The 16,794-nt window shown below is 58.1% G+C and carries 10 protein-coding genes and 2 pseudogenes; 7 read left to right on the top strand and 5 right to left on the bottom strand.

The genetic code is table 11. From position 1 onward, the window contains the following. Nucleotides 1–130: 130 nt before the first annotated feature. A complete protein-coding gene (locus AWT75_RS18880) occupies nt 131–1,030 on the top strand; it encodes a LysR family transcriptional regulator (RefSeq protein WP_062791186.1) in 900 nt (299 codons plus the stop codon). Nucleotides 1,031–1,081: 51 nt separating this feature from the next. Here AWT75_RS18880 and AWT75_RS18875 read toward each other — a convergent pair whose 3' ends face one another. The 3 genes from AWT75_RS18875 to AWT75_RS18865 form a co-directional block, all read right to left on the bottom strand. Next, nucleotides 1,082–2,554, bottom strand: a complete 1,473-nt coding sequence (locus AWT75_RS18875) for an NAD-dependent succinate-semialdehyde dehydrogenase (protein ID WP_204377116.1) — start codon at nt 2,552–2,554, stop codon at nt 1,082–1,084. 35 nt (nt 2,555–2,589) lie between these two features. Beyond that, nucleotides 2,590–3,648, bottom strand: a complete 1,059-nt coding sequence (locus tag AWT75_RS18870; protein ID WP_062791184.1) for an alcohol dehydrogenase — start codon at nt 3,646–3,648, stop codon at nt 2,590–2,592. A gap of 542 nt (nt 3,649–4,190) precedes the next feature. Next, on the bottom strand, nt 4,191–4,469 hold the full coding sequence (locus tag AWT75_RS18865; RefSeq protein WP_062791182.1) for a hypothetical protein: 279 nt from the start codon (nt 4,467–4,469) through the stop codon (nt 4,191–4,193). Between the two features lie 1,148 nt (nt 4,470–5,617). On the opposite strand from AWT75_RS18865, the gene AWT75_RS18860 reads away from it, so the two are divergent. Further along, nucleotides 5,618–6,739, top strand: a complete 1,122-nt coding sequence (locus AWT75_RS18860; protein ID WP_062791180.1) for a nucleotidyltransferase family protein — start codon at nt 5,618–5,620, stop codon at nt 6,737–6,739. An 80-nt stretch (nt 6,740–6,819) separates the two neighbouring features. Here AWT75_RS18860 and pta read toward each other — a convergent pair. Then, a pseudogene (pta, locus tag AWT75_RS23210) lies at nt 6,820–8,897 on the bottom strand (phosphate acetyltransferase). A gap of 25 nt (nt 8,898–8,922) precedes the next feature. Then, on the bottom strand, nt 8,923–10,116 hold the full coding sequence (locus AWT75_RS18850) for an acetate/propionate family kinase (protein WP_062791178.1): 1,194 nt from the start codon (nt 10,114–10,116) through the stop codon (nt 8,923–8,925). 666 nt (nt 10,117–10,782) lie between these two features. Here AWT75_RS18850 and AWT75_RS18845 point away from each other — a divergent pair. From AWT75_RS18845 to AWT75_RS18825, 5 genes and pseudogenes are all read left to right on the top strand, one after another. Then, nucleotides 10,783–11,892 (top strand): aromatic ring-hydroxylating oxygenase subunit alpha, encoded by a 1,110-nt coding sequence (locus AWT75_RS18845; protein WP_062791176.1) that lies wholly within the window; start codon nt 10,783–10,785, stop codon nt 11,890–11,892. A gap of 13 nt (nt 11,893–11,905) precedes the next feature. Further along, nucleotides 11,906–12,487, top strand: coding sequence for a hypothetical protein (locus AWT75_RS18840; protein ID WP_239689663.1), 582 nt, complete (start codon nt 11,906–11,908; stop codon nt 12,485–12,487). A 10-nt stretch (nt 12,488–12,497) separates the two neighbouring features. Next, on the top strand, nt 12,498–13,391 hold the full coding sequence (locus AWT75_RS18835) for a DMT family transporter (protein WP_275575772.1): 894 nt from the start codon (nt 12,498–12,500) through the stop codon (nt 13,389–13,391). 145 nt (nt 13,392–13,536) lie between these two features. Next, nucleotides 13,537–13,893, top strand: coding sequence for a SpoIIAA family protein (locus tag AWT75_RS18830; protein WP_045847976.1), 357 nt, complete (start codon nt 13,537–13,539; stop codon nt 13,891–13,893). Nucleotides 13,894–13,952: 59 nt separating this feature from the next. After that, nucleotides 13,953–16,270 (top strand): annotated as a pseudogene (locus AWT75_RS18825) (Tex family protein). The last annotated feature ends 524 nt before the right edge of the window (nt 16,271–16,794 follow it).

The raw sequence follows: 16,794 nt of genomic DNA, 5'->3' as shown, positions 1-16,794 counted from the left end.
AGTCTGGTGAGCAAGTACGTGCAACTAGTGTGCAGTGCGAATGGTCATTAGTGCGCAGTGAGGATGCAATTAGGTGTGCAGTTGGGATGCTATTTCGCATGTGTATTCAGAAAACGTAAAGTAAGTGCTTATGGATACGCGTTTCTTGCAAGGTTTTGTGGCAGTGGTGGAATGTGGTTCTATCGCTGAAGCTGCCCGCCATCTGGATTTGGCACCCACTACACTGGCGCAGCAGTTACGGGCGCTGGAGGCGGATTTGGGCTCAACCCTGCTTACCCGTAGCGGGCGAGTGGTTCGGCCAACCGAGTCCGGCTGGCGCATTTTCAACCGGGCGCGTGACATATTGCGTGAGGTGCGCGACCTGCGATCCGAGGCATCCGACACCTGCCTCCCGGCAGGGCCATTGCGCTTGGGTGCCACGCCCACGGCACTTACCGGCCTCTTGCCGCGGCAACTGCGCATGTGGCGGGATGGCTATGCGCACATTCCCATTTATATCGAGCCTGGCACATCAGCCAGATTGCTGGCACAGGTGCAATCGGGTGAGCTGGACGCCGCGGTACTGGTGCACCCTGCATTCGAATTGCCCAAAACCTGTGCCTGGCGACTGTTGCGTACCGAGCCGCTGGTGCTGCTGACGCCGCGTTCTGTCATTGTCAAAGACCCCTTGCTTACCCTGACACAGCAGCCCTACATCCGCTACGACCGGCGCGTGGTGGCCGGCAAGATGGCGGATGACTACCTGCGCAACTGCGGCGTGCGGGTGAATGCCCAGTTTGAACTGGATGGCATCGAGCTGATTGCCCAGCTGGTGGGCGAGGGGTTTGGTGTGTCTGTTCTGCCGGATTGGCCGGTAATGGGGGAGGCGGATGGCCGATTGGCACGCTGGCCCTTGCCAGAGCCCTGTCCTGCACGGCAGGTGGGCATAGTCTGGTTACGTAACTCGGTGCGTAGCCGCCTAGTAGAAGAGTTTGTATCGCTGTTTGCCAGCGGTGCCGTGCGTGGAGCAGGGCGTCAGGCTGTCGGGTGAGCCGTGTGCCGGTCAGGGCTCACCCTTGGCAAATGATTTCCCGTAATTGATTCAGCCTTGTACATCCCCAAGGCACAGGTATTTGGCTTCCAGATACTCTTCCAGTCCCTGGCGCGAACCTTCACGGCCAAGGCCAGATTGCTTGACCCCGCCAAAAGGGACTTCAGCTACGCTGATCAGCCCGGTATTGATGCCCACCATGCCAGCCTCCAGTGCCTCTGCCACGCGGAAGATGCGCCCCACATCCCGGCTGTAGAAATAGCTGGCCAGGCCAAATTCTGTGGCATTGGCCAGGGCAATCACCTCGGCCTCATCGCTGAAGCGCAGTACCGGGGCTACCGGGCCAAAGGTTTCTTCCTGGCAGCAGCTCATCTCCGGTGTGACATCGGCCAGCACCGTTGGCTGGTAAAAACGACCGTTGATTGCCTGGCCACCCGTCATCAGTCGCGCTCCCTTGGCCAGGGCATCAGCCACATGCGCCTGCACCTTGGCTAATGCCTGGTCATCAATCAGTGGTCCGGTGTCCACGCCTGGCATAAAGCCATTGCCCAGGCACAGCGCCTGCGCCTTTTCGCTCAGCTTGCGGACAAAGGCTTCATACACCCTGTCTTGCACATACAGGCGGTTGGCGCATACACAGGTTTGGCCGGCATTGCGGAACTTGCTGGCCATGGCACCTGCCACCGCGCTGTCCAGGTCGGCATCGTCAAACACGATAAAGGGTGCATTGCCGCCTAGCTCCAGGCTGAGCTTTTTCACGCTGGGTGCACATTGCTGCATCAGGATGCGGCCAACTTCGGTAGAGCCGGTAAACGACAAGTGGCGCACCTGTTCGGCAGCACACAGCGCCCGGCCCACTTCAATGGAACGCGCTGCATCCGCAGTCACTACATTGATCAGCCCGGCTGGCAGGCCTGCCCGGCAGGCCAATTCTGCGCAGGCCAGAGCGGTCAGCGGTGTCGCTTCTGCCGGTTTGATGACCACCGGGCAGCCGGCAGCCAGGGCCGGCGCCACTTTGCGTGTCATCATGGCCAGGGGGAAGTTCCAGGGGGTAATGGCCGCGCACACGCCAATCGACTGCTTGATCACCATAAACCGCTTGTTGCTGTCTGTGCTGGGAATCACCTCGCCATAGGCGCGTTTACCTTCTTCGGCAAACCATTCGATGAAGCTGGCCGCAAACGCCACCTCGCCGCGCGCCTCGTGCAAGGGCTTGCCTTGCTCGGCGGTCATGATACGGGCCAGGTCCTCAGCATGTTGGCTGACCAGAGCAAACCAGCGCATCAACACTGCATGGCGATCTTTGGCGGACTTTGCCCGCCAGGCAGGCCAGGCACGCTCTGCCGCGTCAATGGCCAGCGCGGCCTCGCTTGCGCCCAGATTGGCCACTTCCGCCAGGGTGTGACCGGTAGCCGGGTCTTGCACCGCAAAACGTGCTGTCCCGGCCAGCCATCGGCCATCTATCAGCGCGTCGGTTTTTAATAAGCTGACATCGTGCAGCAATGCCAGTGGCGAATTATTCATGTCCATATTCATCGTGAAAGTGCCCGGTGTGGTGTTCAGTCGATTTGCAGAACAACCCGTCCTGCGGACAGGGTTCCGGCCTTGAGTTGATCCAAGGTGCGGCTGACGTCAGCCAGCGGGCGTCGCTCCAGCGGCAAGGGTTTCAATTTGCCTGTCTGTGCCAGCGCTACCAGCTCGCGTAGCTCTGCCGGTGTGCCGACATTCGAGCCCATAATGGTCAGCGCACGTTGCACCATCACCACGGTTGACATGGGAATCTCACCGCCAAACAGGCCCAGTAGTACCAGTTTTCCGCCTTTGCGCAGCAGGCTGAGCGCCAGGCTGGCCGTATCCGCGCTGCCTACCAGGTCGACGACACCAAACAACAAGCCTCCGGCACGCCGCGTCACTTGATCCACTGCATCTGACGCCCGGCTATCCACCACCGCCAGTGCCCCGGCAGCCTTGGCGGCATCCAGCTTGCCCGGGTCGATATCCAGCACGATGATGCGCTCATGCCCCAGCGCACGCAGGGCGGTAATGGTTGCCAACCCCAGCCCGCCAGCACCAATCACTGCTACGGTTTCTGCTGGCGGAATGGCACCCAGTTGCTTGACTGCCGAATAAGTCGTCAAGCCCGAGCACGACAAGGTGGCCGCCCAGGCAGGGTCGATACCGCTGGCGTCAATCAGATAACGCGGATGGGGAATCAGTACATGGTCCGCATAGGCACCGGGCGAATGAATACCGACATAGCGCGGCTGCATGCAATGGTTGTCCTGCCCTTGCTGGCAGCGCGCACAAGTGCCGCAGCCGGTCCAGGGGAAAACCAGCCTGTCCTGTCCCAGGGGCACCGTACCGGCATCCGGCCCGGCAGCCAGTACCGTACCGAACGGCTCATGCCCCAGCGTGACTGGTGGCTTCATGCCGCGTTCGTTCATGTGAAATTTCTTGCCGCCACCCAAATCGAAATACCCGTCACGAATATGCACGTCGCTGTGACACACGCCGCAAAACTTGAGCTTGAGCAATACCTGAGTGCCGGTTGGCACCGGGGTGGCATGCTCGCGCCGCTGTAGCGGCTGACCCCACTCAACAACATCGTAGCTATACATGGCAAAACTCCTTGAAACGGCTGCGGTTTGGCAAGCACGGCATCCCCGTCCCCCTCAGCCCAATGGCAGTTGTGAAAGCGCCAATGGCTGCCAGTGTGGCCGGGACAAACATCTGCAGGAATAAGCGACTGGCGTGAAACAAGGGATTCAGTGATTTCGCCGTATTATTCGGCGCAAGGAGCGGTAGAAAAATGATCTGGCTATGTCTTTTGAAAACGTAAATTAGGTGTTTCGCACAACTAACAAAAAACTGCGGCAGCGTTGCGCCAGCTTGATGTGCTTCATGTAGTTCCGTATTTGCGCACCATGCACAGGAATACCACGTAGCCGTTCCTGCTATTTGTATCCCGCAGAAAACGCCCAGCAGCGTGGAGGAGGCGGGTACATACCAGCAAGCAGGGTACTGAAGCAGGCCGGGAGTACTTCAGTACTCATTGCTACGGCTTGTCGGTTTGGACTTGCGCGACAAAAGCACCCTGAAACAAACAGCCCGGTGATCTATCAGCATGCCGGGCTTGTTTGCTTTTCACTGCTATGCGGGTTTACGCCAGCAATTGCTGCTGTTGCTGCTGCAAACCCAGCAAGCCCTGCATCAAGTGATTGCGGTAGGCATCAGACGGATGCAGAGCCAGCAAGGCCAACACTGCCTCCAGCGTCTGGGCCTGCTCCCGAAATGCCGATTCCAACTGGGCAAAACCACGTGCCAAATCCTGCACCGGGCTGCGCAGCGCGGCAAAGCGGTCCTGCTGCAACATGGCTTGCAGCAACACGATGTGTTGGCGCATCAGGGGGAGGACGGGTGTGGTGGTTTGGTGTGTCATGCGCTGAGCCCTCCCCTTGGTTGGCATAGGGCGGAGGCTGCAAGCAAGTAAACAGGGAAAATCATGAATGGTCTCCTGGAATGTTTACCTGCCGCCCGATGCCAATCGGGGGTGGCAGGCACATGGCAGGATTGGCGTACCGTAATCAGGAACGGCGCCTCGTGAGAGGCTCCCACCATGGCCCGCCATAGAAGACGTGCAATGGTTACGGACGCAACAAAGCTTGGCCTTGTGCAAAGTCCGTCTGGAACGGGACGCCAATCCCGATGCCGCTATTGAACGGCACGGAGGGAATTATCTGGTGCAGCGCGTCGTGGGAAGGCAAAGCAACGGCTCAGCCAGATTGAGCAAGATGGGCTGACTGTATGGTGATGGAAAGTTGTTTGGAATCTGATGTTGGGTAAATACTGGTTGTTTTGCTGATTAATTGCGTCTGATTCAGGCTGCATGACGCGTTGGAAACTGATCTGGGTCAGGGCAGTTGTCAGGCGGCGAGGGCAAGATTTGGCTGAAACAGGTTTTGATATTTTTATATGAAAATAGTGTTTGATTTTCGGTGGATAAAGCCAGAATCCTCTTTCGAAACATGAATTTGCCACCGATTGCGTATAAGTACGAACTAGACGTTACTTTCGTGATTATGGTAAAAGTTGCGTTCGAAACAGTATCGGCACACGGATTCTATGCTTTCAGGTTTTCAAATGACGCTTCCAGTATTAAGTTATTCTGACAAATAATTTAATTATTGATAGCTAATGCCTCCAATGCTTGCCTCGGTAGTCGGCGTATCGGCCTGCATGCCAGATATGATCAGACATTCAGTGACAGTCAGGGATGATACATGCCACTTGGACCGGTTTATGTGTTTGCCGGCTATGATTCTGTCTGCGTGGAAATGGATTCGATTGTCAGGGTGCCATGGCTCACAAGATCGATTGTGTGTATCAGCTGGATCCCTTATCCCGTATTGGTTTTGCAGGGTAGTGAGCGCCGAAATCAATTTCGACATATCAGGTAATTGTTGATGGCAGCAATAAGTACGTAATAAAGAAAATGCGCCAACACCATTTTGAATATGGCACTATGTGCCGCCAGTAAAAAAATAAACAAATACAGAACCGCTCAGAGAGAGTCAGTACATGAAAGCCATGATTTTAGCTGCGGGCAAGGGAACCCGCGTTCGTCCCTTGACCTACGATTTGCCCAAACCGATGATTCCGATACTGGGCAAGCCGGTGATGGAGTATCTGGTAGAGCATCTGGTGCGCTATGGTGTGCAGGACATCATGGTGAACGTCAGCTATCTGCATGAAAAGATCGAGCAGTACTTTGGTGACGGCCAGCGCCTGGGTGCGCATATCGGTTATTCCTTTGAAGGCTATGTCGATGATGCCGGTGAGGTGAATCCGCACCCGGTGGGTTCCGCTGGCGGCATGCGCAAGATTCAGGATTTTGGTGGTTTCTTTGATGAAACCACGCTGGTGATTTGCGGCGATGCGCTGATTGATCTGGATATCCGTTCTGCCTTGTTCGAGCACAAGCGCAAAGGCGCACTGGTGAGCGTGATCACCAAGGAAGTGCCGCTGGAGCAGGTGTCCAGCTATGGCATCGTGGTGACTGACAACGATGGCCGTGTGCGCTCATTCCAGGAAAAACCAAAGCAGGAAGAAGCGCTGTCGCGTCTGGCCAGTACCGGTATCTACATTATGGAACCGGAAGTACTCGATCTGATTCCCAGTGACACCTTTTTCGATATCGGTAGCGATCTGTTTCCGCTCATCGTGGAAAAAGGCCTGCCGTTCTATGCCCAAAAGCGCCATTTCAACTGGATTGACATCGGTAACGTGAAAGACTTCCTCACCGTGCAGCTGGATATCCTGAGCGGCCGCGTGGCCCAAATGTATGTGCCGGGTGTGGAAGTGGCAGAGCGGGTATGGGCAGGGCTGAATACCCGTATCGACTGGGACAATATCGAGATTCAGGGGCCGGTGTTCTTTGGTTCTGGTTGTCATGTGGAGGCCGGTGCCAAGATTATCGGCCCGGCCTGGATTGGCCATGGCAGCCATATCTGCAAGAACACGCTGGTAGAGCGTAGTGTGTTGTTTGAATACACCCGCATTGCCGAAGGTTCCAAGGTACAGGACGCCGTGGTGTATGGCGATTATACGGTGAGCCATTCCGGTGACATCCGCCATATCAGCGAATTCAAGGATAATTTGTGGAATGACGCGCGTGACCGGCGTCTGAAGCCACGATTCAATACAGATTAAGACGAATGGGTTCGGAAAGGTCGAGAAAAAGCCCTGCAATCTCATGATTGCAGGGCTTTTTTTGTAGCAGCAAACCGTGTTTAGCGCTTGTCCGCCTGAATGGCAGTCAGGGCGATGGTGTAGACAATGTCGTCCACCAGCGCGCCGCGCGACAGGTCGTTCACCGGTTTGCGCAGGCCTTGCAGCATGGGGCCGACGCTGACTACGCCTGCCGAGCGCTGTACCGCCTTGTAGGTGGTGTTGCCGGTGTTGAGGTCCGGGAACACAAACACGGTGGCGCGGCCGGCCACGGTGCTGTCCGGGGCTTTCTGGCGGCCGACCGACTCGACGCTGGCGGCGTCGTATTGCATCGGTCCGTCGATTTCCAGGTCCGGGCGCTTTTCCTTGGCAATGCGGGTGGCTTCGCGCACTTTTTCCACGTCCGAGCCACTGCCGGAGCTGCCGGTGGAGTAGGAAATCATCGCGACGCGCGGCGGAATGCCAAAGGCGGCTGCGGAGTCGGCGGACTGGATGGCGATGTCGGCCAGGTCTTCTGCGGTCGGGTCCGGGTTGACCGCACAGTCACCATAAACCAGCACCTGTTCCGGCATCAGCATGAAGAACACGCTGGAAACCAGCTTGGCTTCCGGCGCGGTCTTGATCAGCTGCAGGGCAGGGCGGATGGTGTTGGCAGTGGTGTGTACCGCGCCGGATACCAGGCCGTCCACTTCGCCCAGTGCCAGCATCATGGTGCCCAGCACCACATTGTCTTCCAGCTGTTGCTCGGCCATCGGTGCGTTCAGGCCCTTGCCCTTGCGCAGTTCCACCATGGGCTGGATGTAGTTGCCGCGTACTTCATTGGGATCGAGGATTTCAATCGAAGCGGGCAGGGTGACACCCTGGGCTTCGGCAATCTGTTCGATCTCGGCGCGGTTGCCAATCAGCACGCAGTGGGCAATGCCCTTTTCCTGGCAGATGGCGGCAGCCTTGACGGTACGCGGCTCGTTGCCTTCCGGCAGTACGATGCGCTTGCCGGCACGGCGGGCTTTTTCCATCAGCTGGTAGCGGAAGGCCGGTGGCGGCATGCGGTGTTCGCGCGGCGCGCCGACATTGCGCTTGAGCTTGTCGGCATCCAGATGCTCGGCCACGAAGTCGATTACCCGCTCCATGCGCTCCAGGTCGTCCGCCGGTACCTGGCGGCTCATATTGCTGAGGAAGCTGGCGGTTTCGAAGGTGTTGTGCGTGGTGGACATCACCGGCAGGCCGCTGGTGAAGGCCTGGTGGCACAGTTGCTGGATGCGCGGGTCCGGCAGCGAGTCGCAGGTCAGCAGCAGGCCGGCCAGCGGCACGCCGTTCATCGCGGCCATGGAAGTGCCCAGCACAATGTCTTCGCGGTCGCCGCGGTGACAATCAACGCACCGGGCTTGAGCAGATGAACCACATTGGGCACGGTGCGGGCGGTCACCGCCATGCTGCGCACGCGGCGGCGGCTGATCTGTCCGGCATGCAGCACACGCGCTTGCAGGTAGTGGGCCACGTCCAGCGTGCGCGGGGCCAGCAGCTCCGGCTCGTTGGGGATGGCGCCAATCATCGGCAAACGGTTTTTGTGCAGCAGGTTGCCAGCTTCCTGGATTTCCATCGCCAGTTGCTGGGCGTCCTGCTCCTTGGACAAGCGGTTCAGGATATAGCCCGCCACGTGACCGGGCTGGGCGCCAAAGGCTTGAACGCTCAGCTCCAGTTGCTCGGCAATTTCGTGGCTGGCCAGCTTGTCGGCAGCGGTTACCAGAATGGTTTGCGCTTGCAGGTTGCGGGCAATCTTGGTGTTGAGGAAGGTGGAGAACACCTGTTTCTGGTCGGGTACCAGGCCTTCCACAATCATCAGGTCTACATTGTGCGAGGCTTGCTGGTAAAGCGAGACCACCTCTTCCATCAACTGGTCGATTTCACCTTGCGACAGCAGGTGTTCCACCCGTTCCATCGCCAATGGTTCCGGCGGGTTCAGATGGCAGATGGCGCGGGCAAAGTGGGTGGAGCGCTCCGGCGAGCTGTCCGCCCCTTGGGCAATGGGTTTGACAAAACCCACGCGCAGGCCGGATTGCTCCAGCGCGCGGATCATGCCCAGCGCTACCGAGGTGAGTCCGGCATCAAAGCCGGTCGGTGCCAGGAAAAAAGTATGCATGCTTCTGACTCTTTCTTGGGCTGCCTCAGACAGACAGGCCCGCCAGCTGGGCGGTGTCCAGGGCAATCATCAGTTCTTCATCGGTGTTGATCACCAGGGCAGGCACGGAGTCGGCGGTGGTGATGCGGCCAGCCTTGCCGCGAATGCATTGTTCATTGGCTGCTTCATCCAGCTGCAGGCCCAGGAAGCCCAGCTGTTTGATCACACGGGCGCGCAGGTAGGACGAGTTTTCGCCAATGCCGCCGGTAAACAGCACGCCGTCCAGTCGGCCCAGTGCCACGGTAAGGGCGGCAATGTGCTTGGCCAGGCGGTAGCTGAAAATATCCAGTGCCAGGATGGCTTCGGGCTTGCCGGCCATGGCGGCGTCTTCCAGTTCGCGGCAGTCGCTGGACAGCTCGGACAGGCCCAGCAGGCCGGATTTCTTGTTCAGCAGGTCGGTCACGCCGTTGACATCCAGGCCCAGTTCGGAGGCCAGGTAGCCAAAGATGCCCGGGTCGATGTCGCCGGAGCGGGTGCCCATCACCAAGCCTTCCAGCGGGGTCAGGCCCATGGTCGTGTCCACGCTCTTGCCACCCTTGATGGCTGCGGCGGATGCGCCATTACCCAGGTGGGCGCAGACAAAGGCGGTGTCTTCCAGCGGCTTGTTCAGCAGACGTGCCGCTTCGCCGGTGACAAAGCGGTAGCTGGTGCCGTGGAAGCCATAGCGGCGCACGCCATGCTCGCGGTACAGCTGCATCGGTACGGCATACAGATAGGCCTGCTGCGGCATGCTCTGATGGAAGGCGGTGTCGAATACGGCAACCTGCGGCAGGCCGGGGAATTGCTGCATGGCAGTGCGGATGCCCAGCAGGTGGGCCGGGTTATGCAGCGGTGCCAGTTTGGCGCATTTCTCGATTTCGGCGATGACGGTGTCGTCGATGACTGCGGAGGCCTTGAAATGCTCGCCACCATGTACCACGCGATGGCCAACGGCCTTGACGCTGTCCAGCAAATCCAGCTCGCGCAGGCGGGCAATGATGGCGTGCATGGCAGCAGCATGGTTGGCTTCGCTCAGCGTCTGGCTGTCTTTCTGGCCTGCGTGCTTGAAGCTGATCTGGCCTTGTTCCAGGCCCAGTTTCTCGGCCAGGCCGGTCAGGATGGCTTGGTGAGAGGCGGTGTCGATCAGGGCAAATTTCAGCGAGGAACTGCCGCAGTTGATAACGAGAATGCTAGATTTCATAGGCACTGGGATCGTAAATGACAAAAAAGGGGTCCGTGGGGAAAATCACTGCATCAATCCGGTGGATTGGCCATATTAAAGGTTATGACTGTGTCGGCCTGATGACTGGTTGCGCAGCTGACGGGCTCCTCTTGATTTTCCTTTGGTCGGCATGAACCGGGCGGCGATTATCCGGTGCGCCCTGGCGCTCAGCAATAAGGGATTTACCTTGCTCGCGCGCCTTGCTGCAACATGATCCTGCTTGCCATGCGGCTACTGGTTTCTGCCTTCACCCGCTGGCTGCGAATGTTGGTAAAAGCAGCGAATGGCACTGGCTGTCACGTTTCAGCTTGTCCCTGGCACTTAGGCCGGTTCAATCGTGCGGCGAGTATAGCATACCCATCATCAAGTGCTGATGTTGCTTTGCACAATTTGAGCTAAAGCAATGATTTACATGATGGCTGTTGCTGAAAATGTGCCAACGCCTGCGAAAACGGCCGATATTTTGCCGATGTCGGCTTTCTTCCTGCTAAAAATAGCTTGCCCCCCCTTCCGGGGCGGGGCATAATCCCGGCCTCGAAAAGCAGGGGCTTGGCCCTTGTTTTCATTATTGTTTTGATGGTTCCGTAAACTCGTTTAGCGAGATTCGGCTGGTCTTATATCTTCTTCCACGGAGGTGTGGGAATAATGTCTGATCTGGCTTCTTCGCAGATGCTGCAAGCATCTGCTGCTCAGCTGCCTATCTATACCTACTTTGACCCGGCTCATTACGAGCTGGAGCAAAAACAACTGTTTGCCACTGCTCCGCAGTACTACGGCCATGCGCTGATGGTGCCCAATGAGGGCGACTATCACACGCTGGAATGGCTGGGCCACGGCAAGATGCTCAAGAATGTGGGCGGCGAAATCAAGCTGATTTCCAACGTCTGCCGCCATCGTCAGGCGCTGATTTATCAGGGTCGCGGCAATGGCAACCACATGGTGTGCAATCTGCATGGCTGGACTTACGACGCCGAAGGCAAGCTGCTGGGCGCGCCGCATTTCCCGCAAACGCCTTGCCTGAACCTGAATCAGACGCAACTGACCAACTGGAACGGTTTGCTGTTTGATGCCGGTCGCGACATCGCGGCCGATCTGGCGCAGCTTGGTGTGGCCAAACACCTGGATTTCTCCGAGTTTGCCTTCCATTCGACGCATACCACCGAGTATGACTTCAACTGGAAGACGTTCATCGAAGTCTATTCCGAGGACTACCACGTCGATCCCTTCCATCCCGGCCTGGGCAATTTTGTCGATTGCGCCGAGCTCAAGTGGGAGTGGGGTGCGCAGTATCACGTGCAGACTGTGGGGGTGAAAAACCAGCTGGCCCGCTCTGGTTCGCGCGTGTATGGCAAGTGGCACGAGGAAGTGCGCCGCCGCTTTGCCGACCAGCAGCCCGAATTCGGTGCCATCTGGCTCACCTACTACCCCAACATCATGGTGGAGTGGTATCCGCATGTGCTGGTGGTTAGCGTGGTGATTCCGCGTGGCCCGGAAAAATGCACCGTCATCACCGAGTTCTACTACCCGGAAGATGTGGTGTACTTCGAGCCGGAATTCGTCGAGGCAGAGCAGGCTGCCTACTTCGAAACCGCCAAGGAAGACGATGAAATCTGCTATCGCATGCACCTGGGCCGTCGTGCGCTGTGGCTGCGTGGCGAGAGCGAAGTGGGGCCGTATCAATACCCCACCGAGGAAGGCATGCAACACTTCCACGAGTTCTATCGTCGCCTGATGGGCGATGCCATGACTGGCTAAGCCGGGTGTTTCAGTGCAGAATGACAAAGGCGCGGGTTTCCGCGCCTTTTTCTTTGTCTTGATGACAATGCACTGGCAAAAACATTTATTCATTCTCAGCCTTGGCCTGTTGAGTGCTCAGGCGCTGGCCAGCGGTTATACCGATCCGGCCAGCAAGATCAACTTCACCTTGCCGCCCGGCTGGAAGGTCCGCAGCGTGGTGCTGGAGGGCGTGCGCGTCATCAAGGTGATTCCGCCCAAGGCGGACCAGCGCGAGCGCGCCGCCATCGAAGTCACCCTGCAGGAGTACAAGGCCACCCGCGCCGACAGCCCGGAGCGCCTGCAACGCCGTTATCGGCAGGCCGACGGTGATCGCGAGGCTGCCTTGTATGCCCGGCTCAACGCCCATACCGGGCGGCTGGTGACCGAGTATCGCGAAGGTCGTTTCGTTTCCGGACGTTTGTGGATTGTGCGGCATAATCTGCACGTCTTTCTTCCCACGCCGGGCAAGCGCCTGCTGGAGGCACGCTGTGCTGCCAATGCATCGGAATTCAAGACCTACCGTCATCAGATGGAATTGATCTGTCTTTCCGCCAACAGTACCCGCAAGCCATGATTTGTATTCCTTGTCTTCCGTATCGGAGCCGGTCGTGAATGGGGCGCTGATCGTGCGTTTGCGCCGTGGGCAACTGGGCGCAGGCTGGATGGTGGTGGCTGCCGCTTTTTTTGCCTGGATGGGTGTGTTCGTCAAGGCAGGCGCGCAGCATTTCAACTCCATCGAGCTGCTGTTCTGGCGTACGTTGATTGGCACCGCCATTCTCGGTGCCGGCATCCGCTGGCGCGGACTGTCGCTGTCCACTCCACACTGGCTGGGACACATCAAGCGTAGCTTTGTCGGCTATATGTCCATGTCGGCGCTGTTTTATGCGCTCACCCATTTGCCACTGTCCACTGCGGTGACGCTCAACTACACCTCCTCGCTGTTTTTCTCGCTGATTTGCGTGGTCAAGCTCAAGGACAAGCTGTCGCGCCCGGCGGCGCTGGCTCTGGGGCTGGGTTTTCTGGGTATCGTCCTGCTGCTGCGGCCTACCTTCAGCTCGGACCAATGGCTGGCTGGCGTGGTGGGTCTGCTGTCCGGTGTGTCTGCCGGTTTTGCCGTGTTTCAGGTGCGGGAGCTGGGGCAAATGGGCGAACCGTCGTGGCGGGTGGTGTTCTGGTTTTTCGCCATTGCCAGCTTGTTCGGGCTGGTCTGGCTGCTGCTCGGGCCCGGTTTTTCACCGGTACGCGCCGGAAACATATCCGCCTTGCTGGGTGTGGGGGTCTGCGGCATGTTGGGGCAGCTGGCCATGACCATGGCTTACAAGGAAGGGCGCAAATACCTGGTAGCCAGTTTCGCCTATCTCACCGTGGTGTTCTCGGCCTTGCTGGGCGTCTTGTTGTGGGGCGATGCGCTGGGGTCGGATGCCTTGCTGGGCATGGGCTTGATCGTCGGGGCGGGCATGCTGGCAGCGCTGCGCTGAATCATGCCAAAAACATGTCACTCCTTGACGGTTGTCAGCAGAAACTTCCCCGCGGCGCACTAGAATGCAATCATGATCACGCAATTGAAGCTGGCGTGGTTTCATCAACAATAACAGGCAGGACTCACACTTTAGGAGATGCAGCATGATTTCTATCCGCGAACAGGATTATGGTCTGGATGTGGCGCTGTTCAATGAATTCTCGCTGGCAGATTTCAAGCTGTTTGAAGATGCGCTGGTCAAGCGCGTTGCCGAACAAGGCAAGCCGGACGTGCTGCTGGATCTGACCGAGCTGGTGGACTTCACCCTGGATATGGCGGTAGAGGAGGTCAAGTTTGTGCGGGCGCACGAACAGGACTTCGGCCGTATCGCGCTGGTGGTCAGCGATGTGTGGATCAAGCTGGCGGCCCACATTGCCGGCCTGCTGTCGCACAACCACCTGGAGTATTTCGACACGGTGGAAGAAGCGCAAGCATGGCTGGCCCGGCCGGTTGCTGCTTGATTTTGGACTGAATGGCGGTACAGTAGCGGTTTTTGTTCAGCACGAAAGAATAAAAACCGATGTTGAAAAGCATAGCCAGCCGTCTTGCTACTGAACTGGCCGTTCGCGAGAACCAGGTGGCGGCCACCATCGAACTGATCGACGGTGGTGCCACCGTTCCCTTTATTGCCCGCTACCGCAAGGAAGTGACCGGCGGGCTGGATGACACCCAATTACGTACGCTGGCCGAGCGGCTGGTGTATCTGCGTGAGCTGGACGAGCGCCGCGACAGCATCCTCGCCAGCATTCGCGAGCAGGACAAGCTCACCCCCGAACTGACTGCTGCGCTGTACGCTGCCGACAACAAGACAGCGCTCGAAGACCTTTACCTTCCCTACAAGCCCAAACGTCGTACCAAGGCCCAAATCGCCCGCGAAGCCGGCTTGCAGCCGCTGGCAGACAGTCTGCTGGCCGACCCCACGCAACAGCCAGAAGCATTGGCAGAAGGCTATCTCAATGCCGAGGCTGGTGTGGCTGATGTCAAGGCTGCATTGGATGGTGCGCGTGCCATCCTGATCGAACAGTTTGCCGAAGATGCCGAGCTGCTGGGTCGCCTGCGCGAAAAGCTGTGGAACGAAGGCGAGCTGGCTGCCAGCGTGGTGGCAGGCAAGGAACAGGAAGGTGCCAAGTTTGCCGACTACTTCGACCATCGCGAAGCCATTCGCGCCACGCCATCCCATCGTGCGCTGGCTTTGCTGCGCGGGCGCAATGAAGGCGTGCTCAGCCTGGCATTGAAATATCAGCCGGATGAAACCCCGATTACCGAGCGTTCCGCTTACGAATTGATGATCGCCCAGCGCTTTGGTGTGCAAGACAAGGGCCGCGCTGCCGACAAATGGCTGCTGGATGGTGTCCGTCTGTGCTGGCGCGCCAAAATCTTCCTGTCGCTGGAGCTGGAGCTGATGGGCAAGCTGAAAGAAGCGGCAGATGGCGAGGCCATCAAGGTGTTTGCCGATAATCTGCACGACTTGCTGCTGGCGGCACCGGCGGGTCAGCGCGCCACGCTGGGTCTGGATCCGGGTTTGCGTACCGGCGTGAAAGTAGCCGTGGTGGATGGTACCGGCAAGGTGCTGGACACCACGGCCATCTATCCGCACGAGCCACGCCGCGAATGGGACAAGTCCATCGCCATTCTGGGTGCGCTGTGTACCCGTCACAATGTTGACCTGATTTCCATTGGCAATGGCACGGCCAGTCGCGAAACCGACAAGCTGGCGCAGGACCTGATCAAGGCTTACCCGCAGTTGGGGATGACCAAGATCGTGGTGTCCGAGGCGGGTGCGTCGGTGTATTCGGCTTCCGAGCTGGCAGCCAAGGAATTCCCCGATATGGATGTCAGTTTGCGCGGTGCAGTCTCCATTGCCCGCCGCTTGCAGGATCCTTTGGCCGAACTGGTGAAGATTGACCCGAAATCCATCGGTGTGGGCCAGTACCAGCATGACGTCAACCAAAGCCAGTTGGCGCGCGCGCTGGATGCTGTAGTGGAAGATTGCGTGAATGCCGTGGGTGTCGACGTGAATACCGCCTCTGTTCCGTTGCTGACCCGCATCTCAGGGCTGAATGCTACCTTGGCCGCCAATATCGTGGCTTATCGCGATCAGAACGGCGCGTTCAAGAACCGCAAACAACTGTTGAAAGTACCGCGCCTGGGTGACAAGACATTCGAGCAGGCAGCCGGCTTTCTGCGCATCAGCGGCGGTGATAATCCGCTGGATGCCTCGTCGGTACATCCGGAAGCCTACCCGGTGGTGGAGAAAATCGTCGCCAGGCTAGGGCGCGAAGTGAAGTCTTTGCTGGGGGATTCGGTGACGCTCAAGTCAGTCAAGGCAACTGACTATACCGATGAGCGTTTCGGTCTGCCCACTGTCATGGACATCCTGAGGGAGCTGGACAAGCCGGTCGCGACCCGCGGCCGGAGTTCAAGACCGCCACCTTCCAGGACGGTGTCGAGGACATCAAGCATCTGCAGCCCGGTATGGTGCTGGAAGGGGTGGTCACCAATGTGGCCAACTTTGGTGCCTTTGTGGATATTGGCGTGCATCAGGACGGGCTGGTTCATATTTCCGCACTGTCCAGCAAATTCATCGACGACCCGCGCAAGGTGGTGAAGGCTGGTGATGTGGTCAAGGTCAAGGTGCTGGAAGTCGATGTGGCGCGCAAACGTATTGCCCTCACCATGCGCCTGAGTGATGAAGTGGGTGCTGTCAGCCGCGCCGGGCGTGCTGACAATGCCCGTTCTACTGGTGAGCAGCGTAAGCACCCGTCACAGGGTCGTGCGCAACAGCCTGCTGGTGAGTCCGTCATGGCTGCGGCATTTGCCAAGCTGAAGCAGCGTTGATTGCACGCTTTACATATATATGTAAATCACCAAGCCCGGCTCAGCCGGGCTTTTTGCTGCCTGTGCCGGTGTTGAGACCAGCTTTTTGCGCCAGTTTTCACCGCCGGTCGGCGCCGGAAGGGATGTGAGTCGACCATTGACTGTGCACCCGCAGCAAAATACTCATGAAATCCGTATTTCATAAAGTATTACCGTTCAGTGACTTAGTGATCTGTGCGACGGAATTTTGGCAAATCCTGCAGATTTCTTCGCACAAAGTGTTGACGAGGGTGGGTCAGGGCGGTATAGTTCGCCTCCTCAGCAGACAACGCAGCGACGGAAACGAAACGCAGCGACCTGCACCGCTCTTTAAAAAACAGAATAACCGATAGGTGTGAGTGCTTGGCGAAAGCCAAATACTTGCACTGCGAGAGAGAAAGTAAACAGTCCAAGAAGTACTTGTTTATTCTTTGATCTTGCGTGCCAGAAATTTGCTATGAGATTGAACTGAAGAGTTTGATCCTGGCTCAGATTGAACGCTGGCG

The sequence above is a fragment of the Aquitalea pelogenes genome (genome assembly GCF_001515305.1).
Classification (GTDB): Bacteria; Pseudomonadota; Gammaproteobacteria; order Burkholderiales; family Chromobacteriaceae; genus Aquitalea; species Aquitalea pelogenes.
The sequence above is the reverse complement of the archived record's forward strand: the minus strand, read 5'-3'. Positions and strand labels throughout refer to the sequence as shown.

What these genes read in the sequence shown, in the direction of transcription:
- AWT75_RS18845 (WP_062791176.1), top strand. Translation starts at nt 10,783, where the DNA reads ATGTCTGATCTGGCTTCTTCGCAGATGCTGCAAGCATCTGCTGCTCAG.
- AWT75_RS18850 (WP_062791178.1), bottom strand. Translation starts at nt 10,116, where the DNA reads ATGAAATCTAGCATTCTCGTTATCAACTGCGGCAGTTCCTCGCTGAAA.
- AWT75_RS18870 (WP_062791184.1), bottom strand. Translation starts at nt 3,648, where the DNA reads ATGTATAGCTACGATGTTGTTGAGTGGGGTCAGCCGCTACAGCGGCGC.
- AWT75_RS18860 (WP_062791180.1), top strand. Translation starts at nt 5,618, where the DNA reads ATGATTTTAGCTGCGGGCAAGGGAACCCGCGTTCGTCCCTTGACCTAC.
- AWT75_RS18875 (WP_204377116.1), bottom strand. Translation starts at nt 2,554, where the DNA reads ATGAATAATTCGCCACTGGCATTGCTGCACGATGTCAGCTTATTAAAA.
- AWT75_RS18865 (WP_062791182.1), bottom strand. Translation starts at nt 4,469, where the DNA reads ATGACACACCAAACCACCACACCCGTCCTCCCCCTGATGCGCCAACAC.
- AWT75_RS18880 (WP_062791186.1), top strand. Translation starts at nt 131, where the DNA reads ATGGATACGCGTTTCTTGCAAGGTTTTGTGGCAGTGGTGGAATGTGGT.
- AWT75_RS18830 (WP_045847976.1), top strand. Translation starts at nt 13,537, where the DNA reads ATGATTTCTATCCGCGAACAGGATTATGGTCTGGATGTGGCGCTGTTC.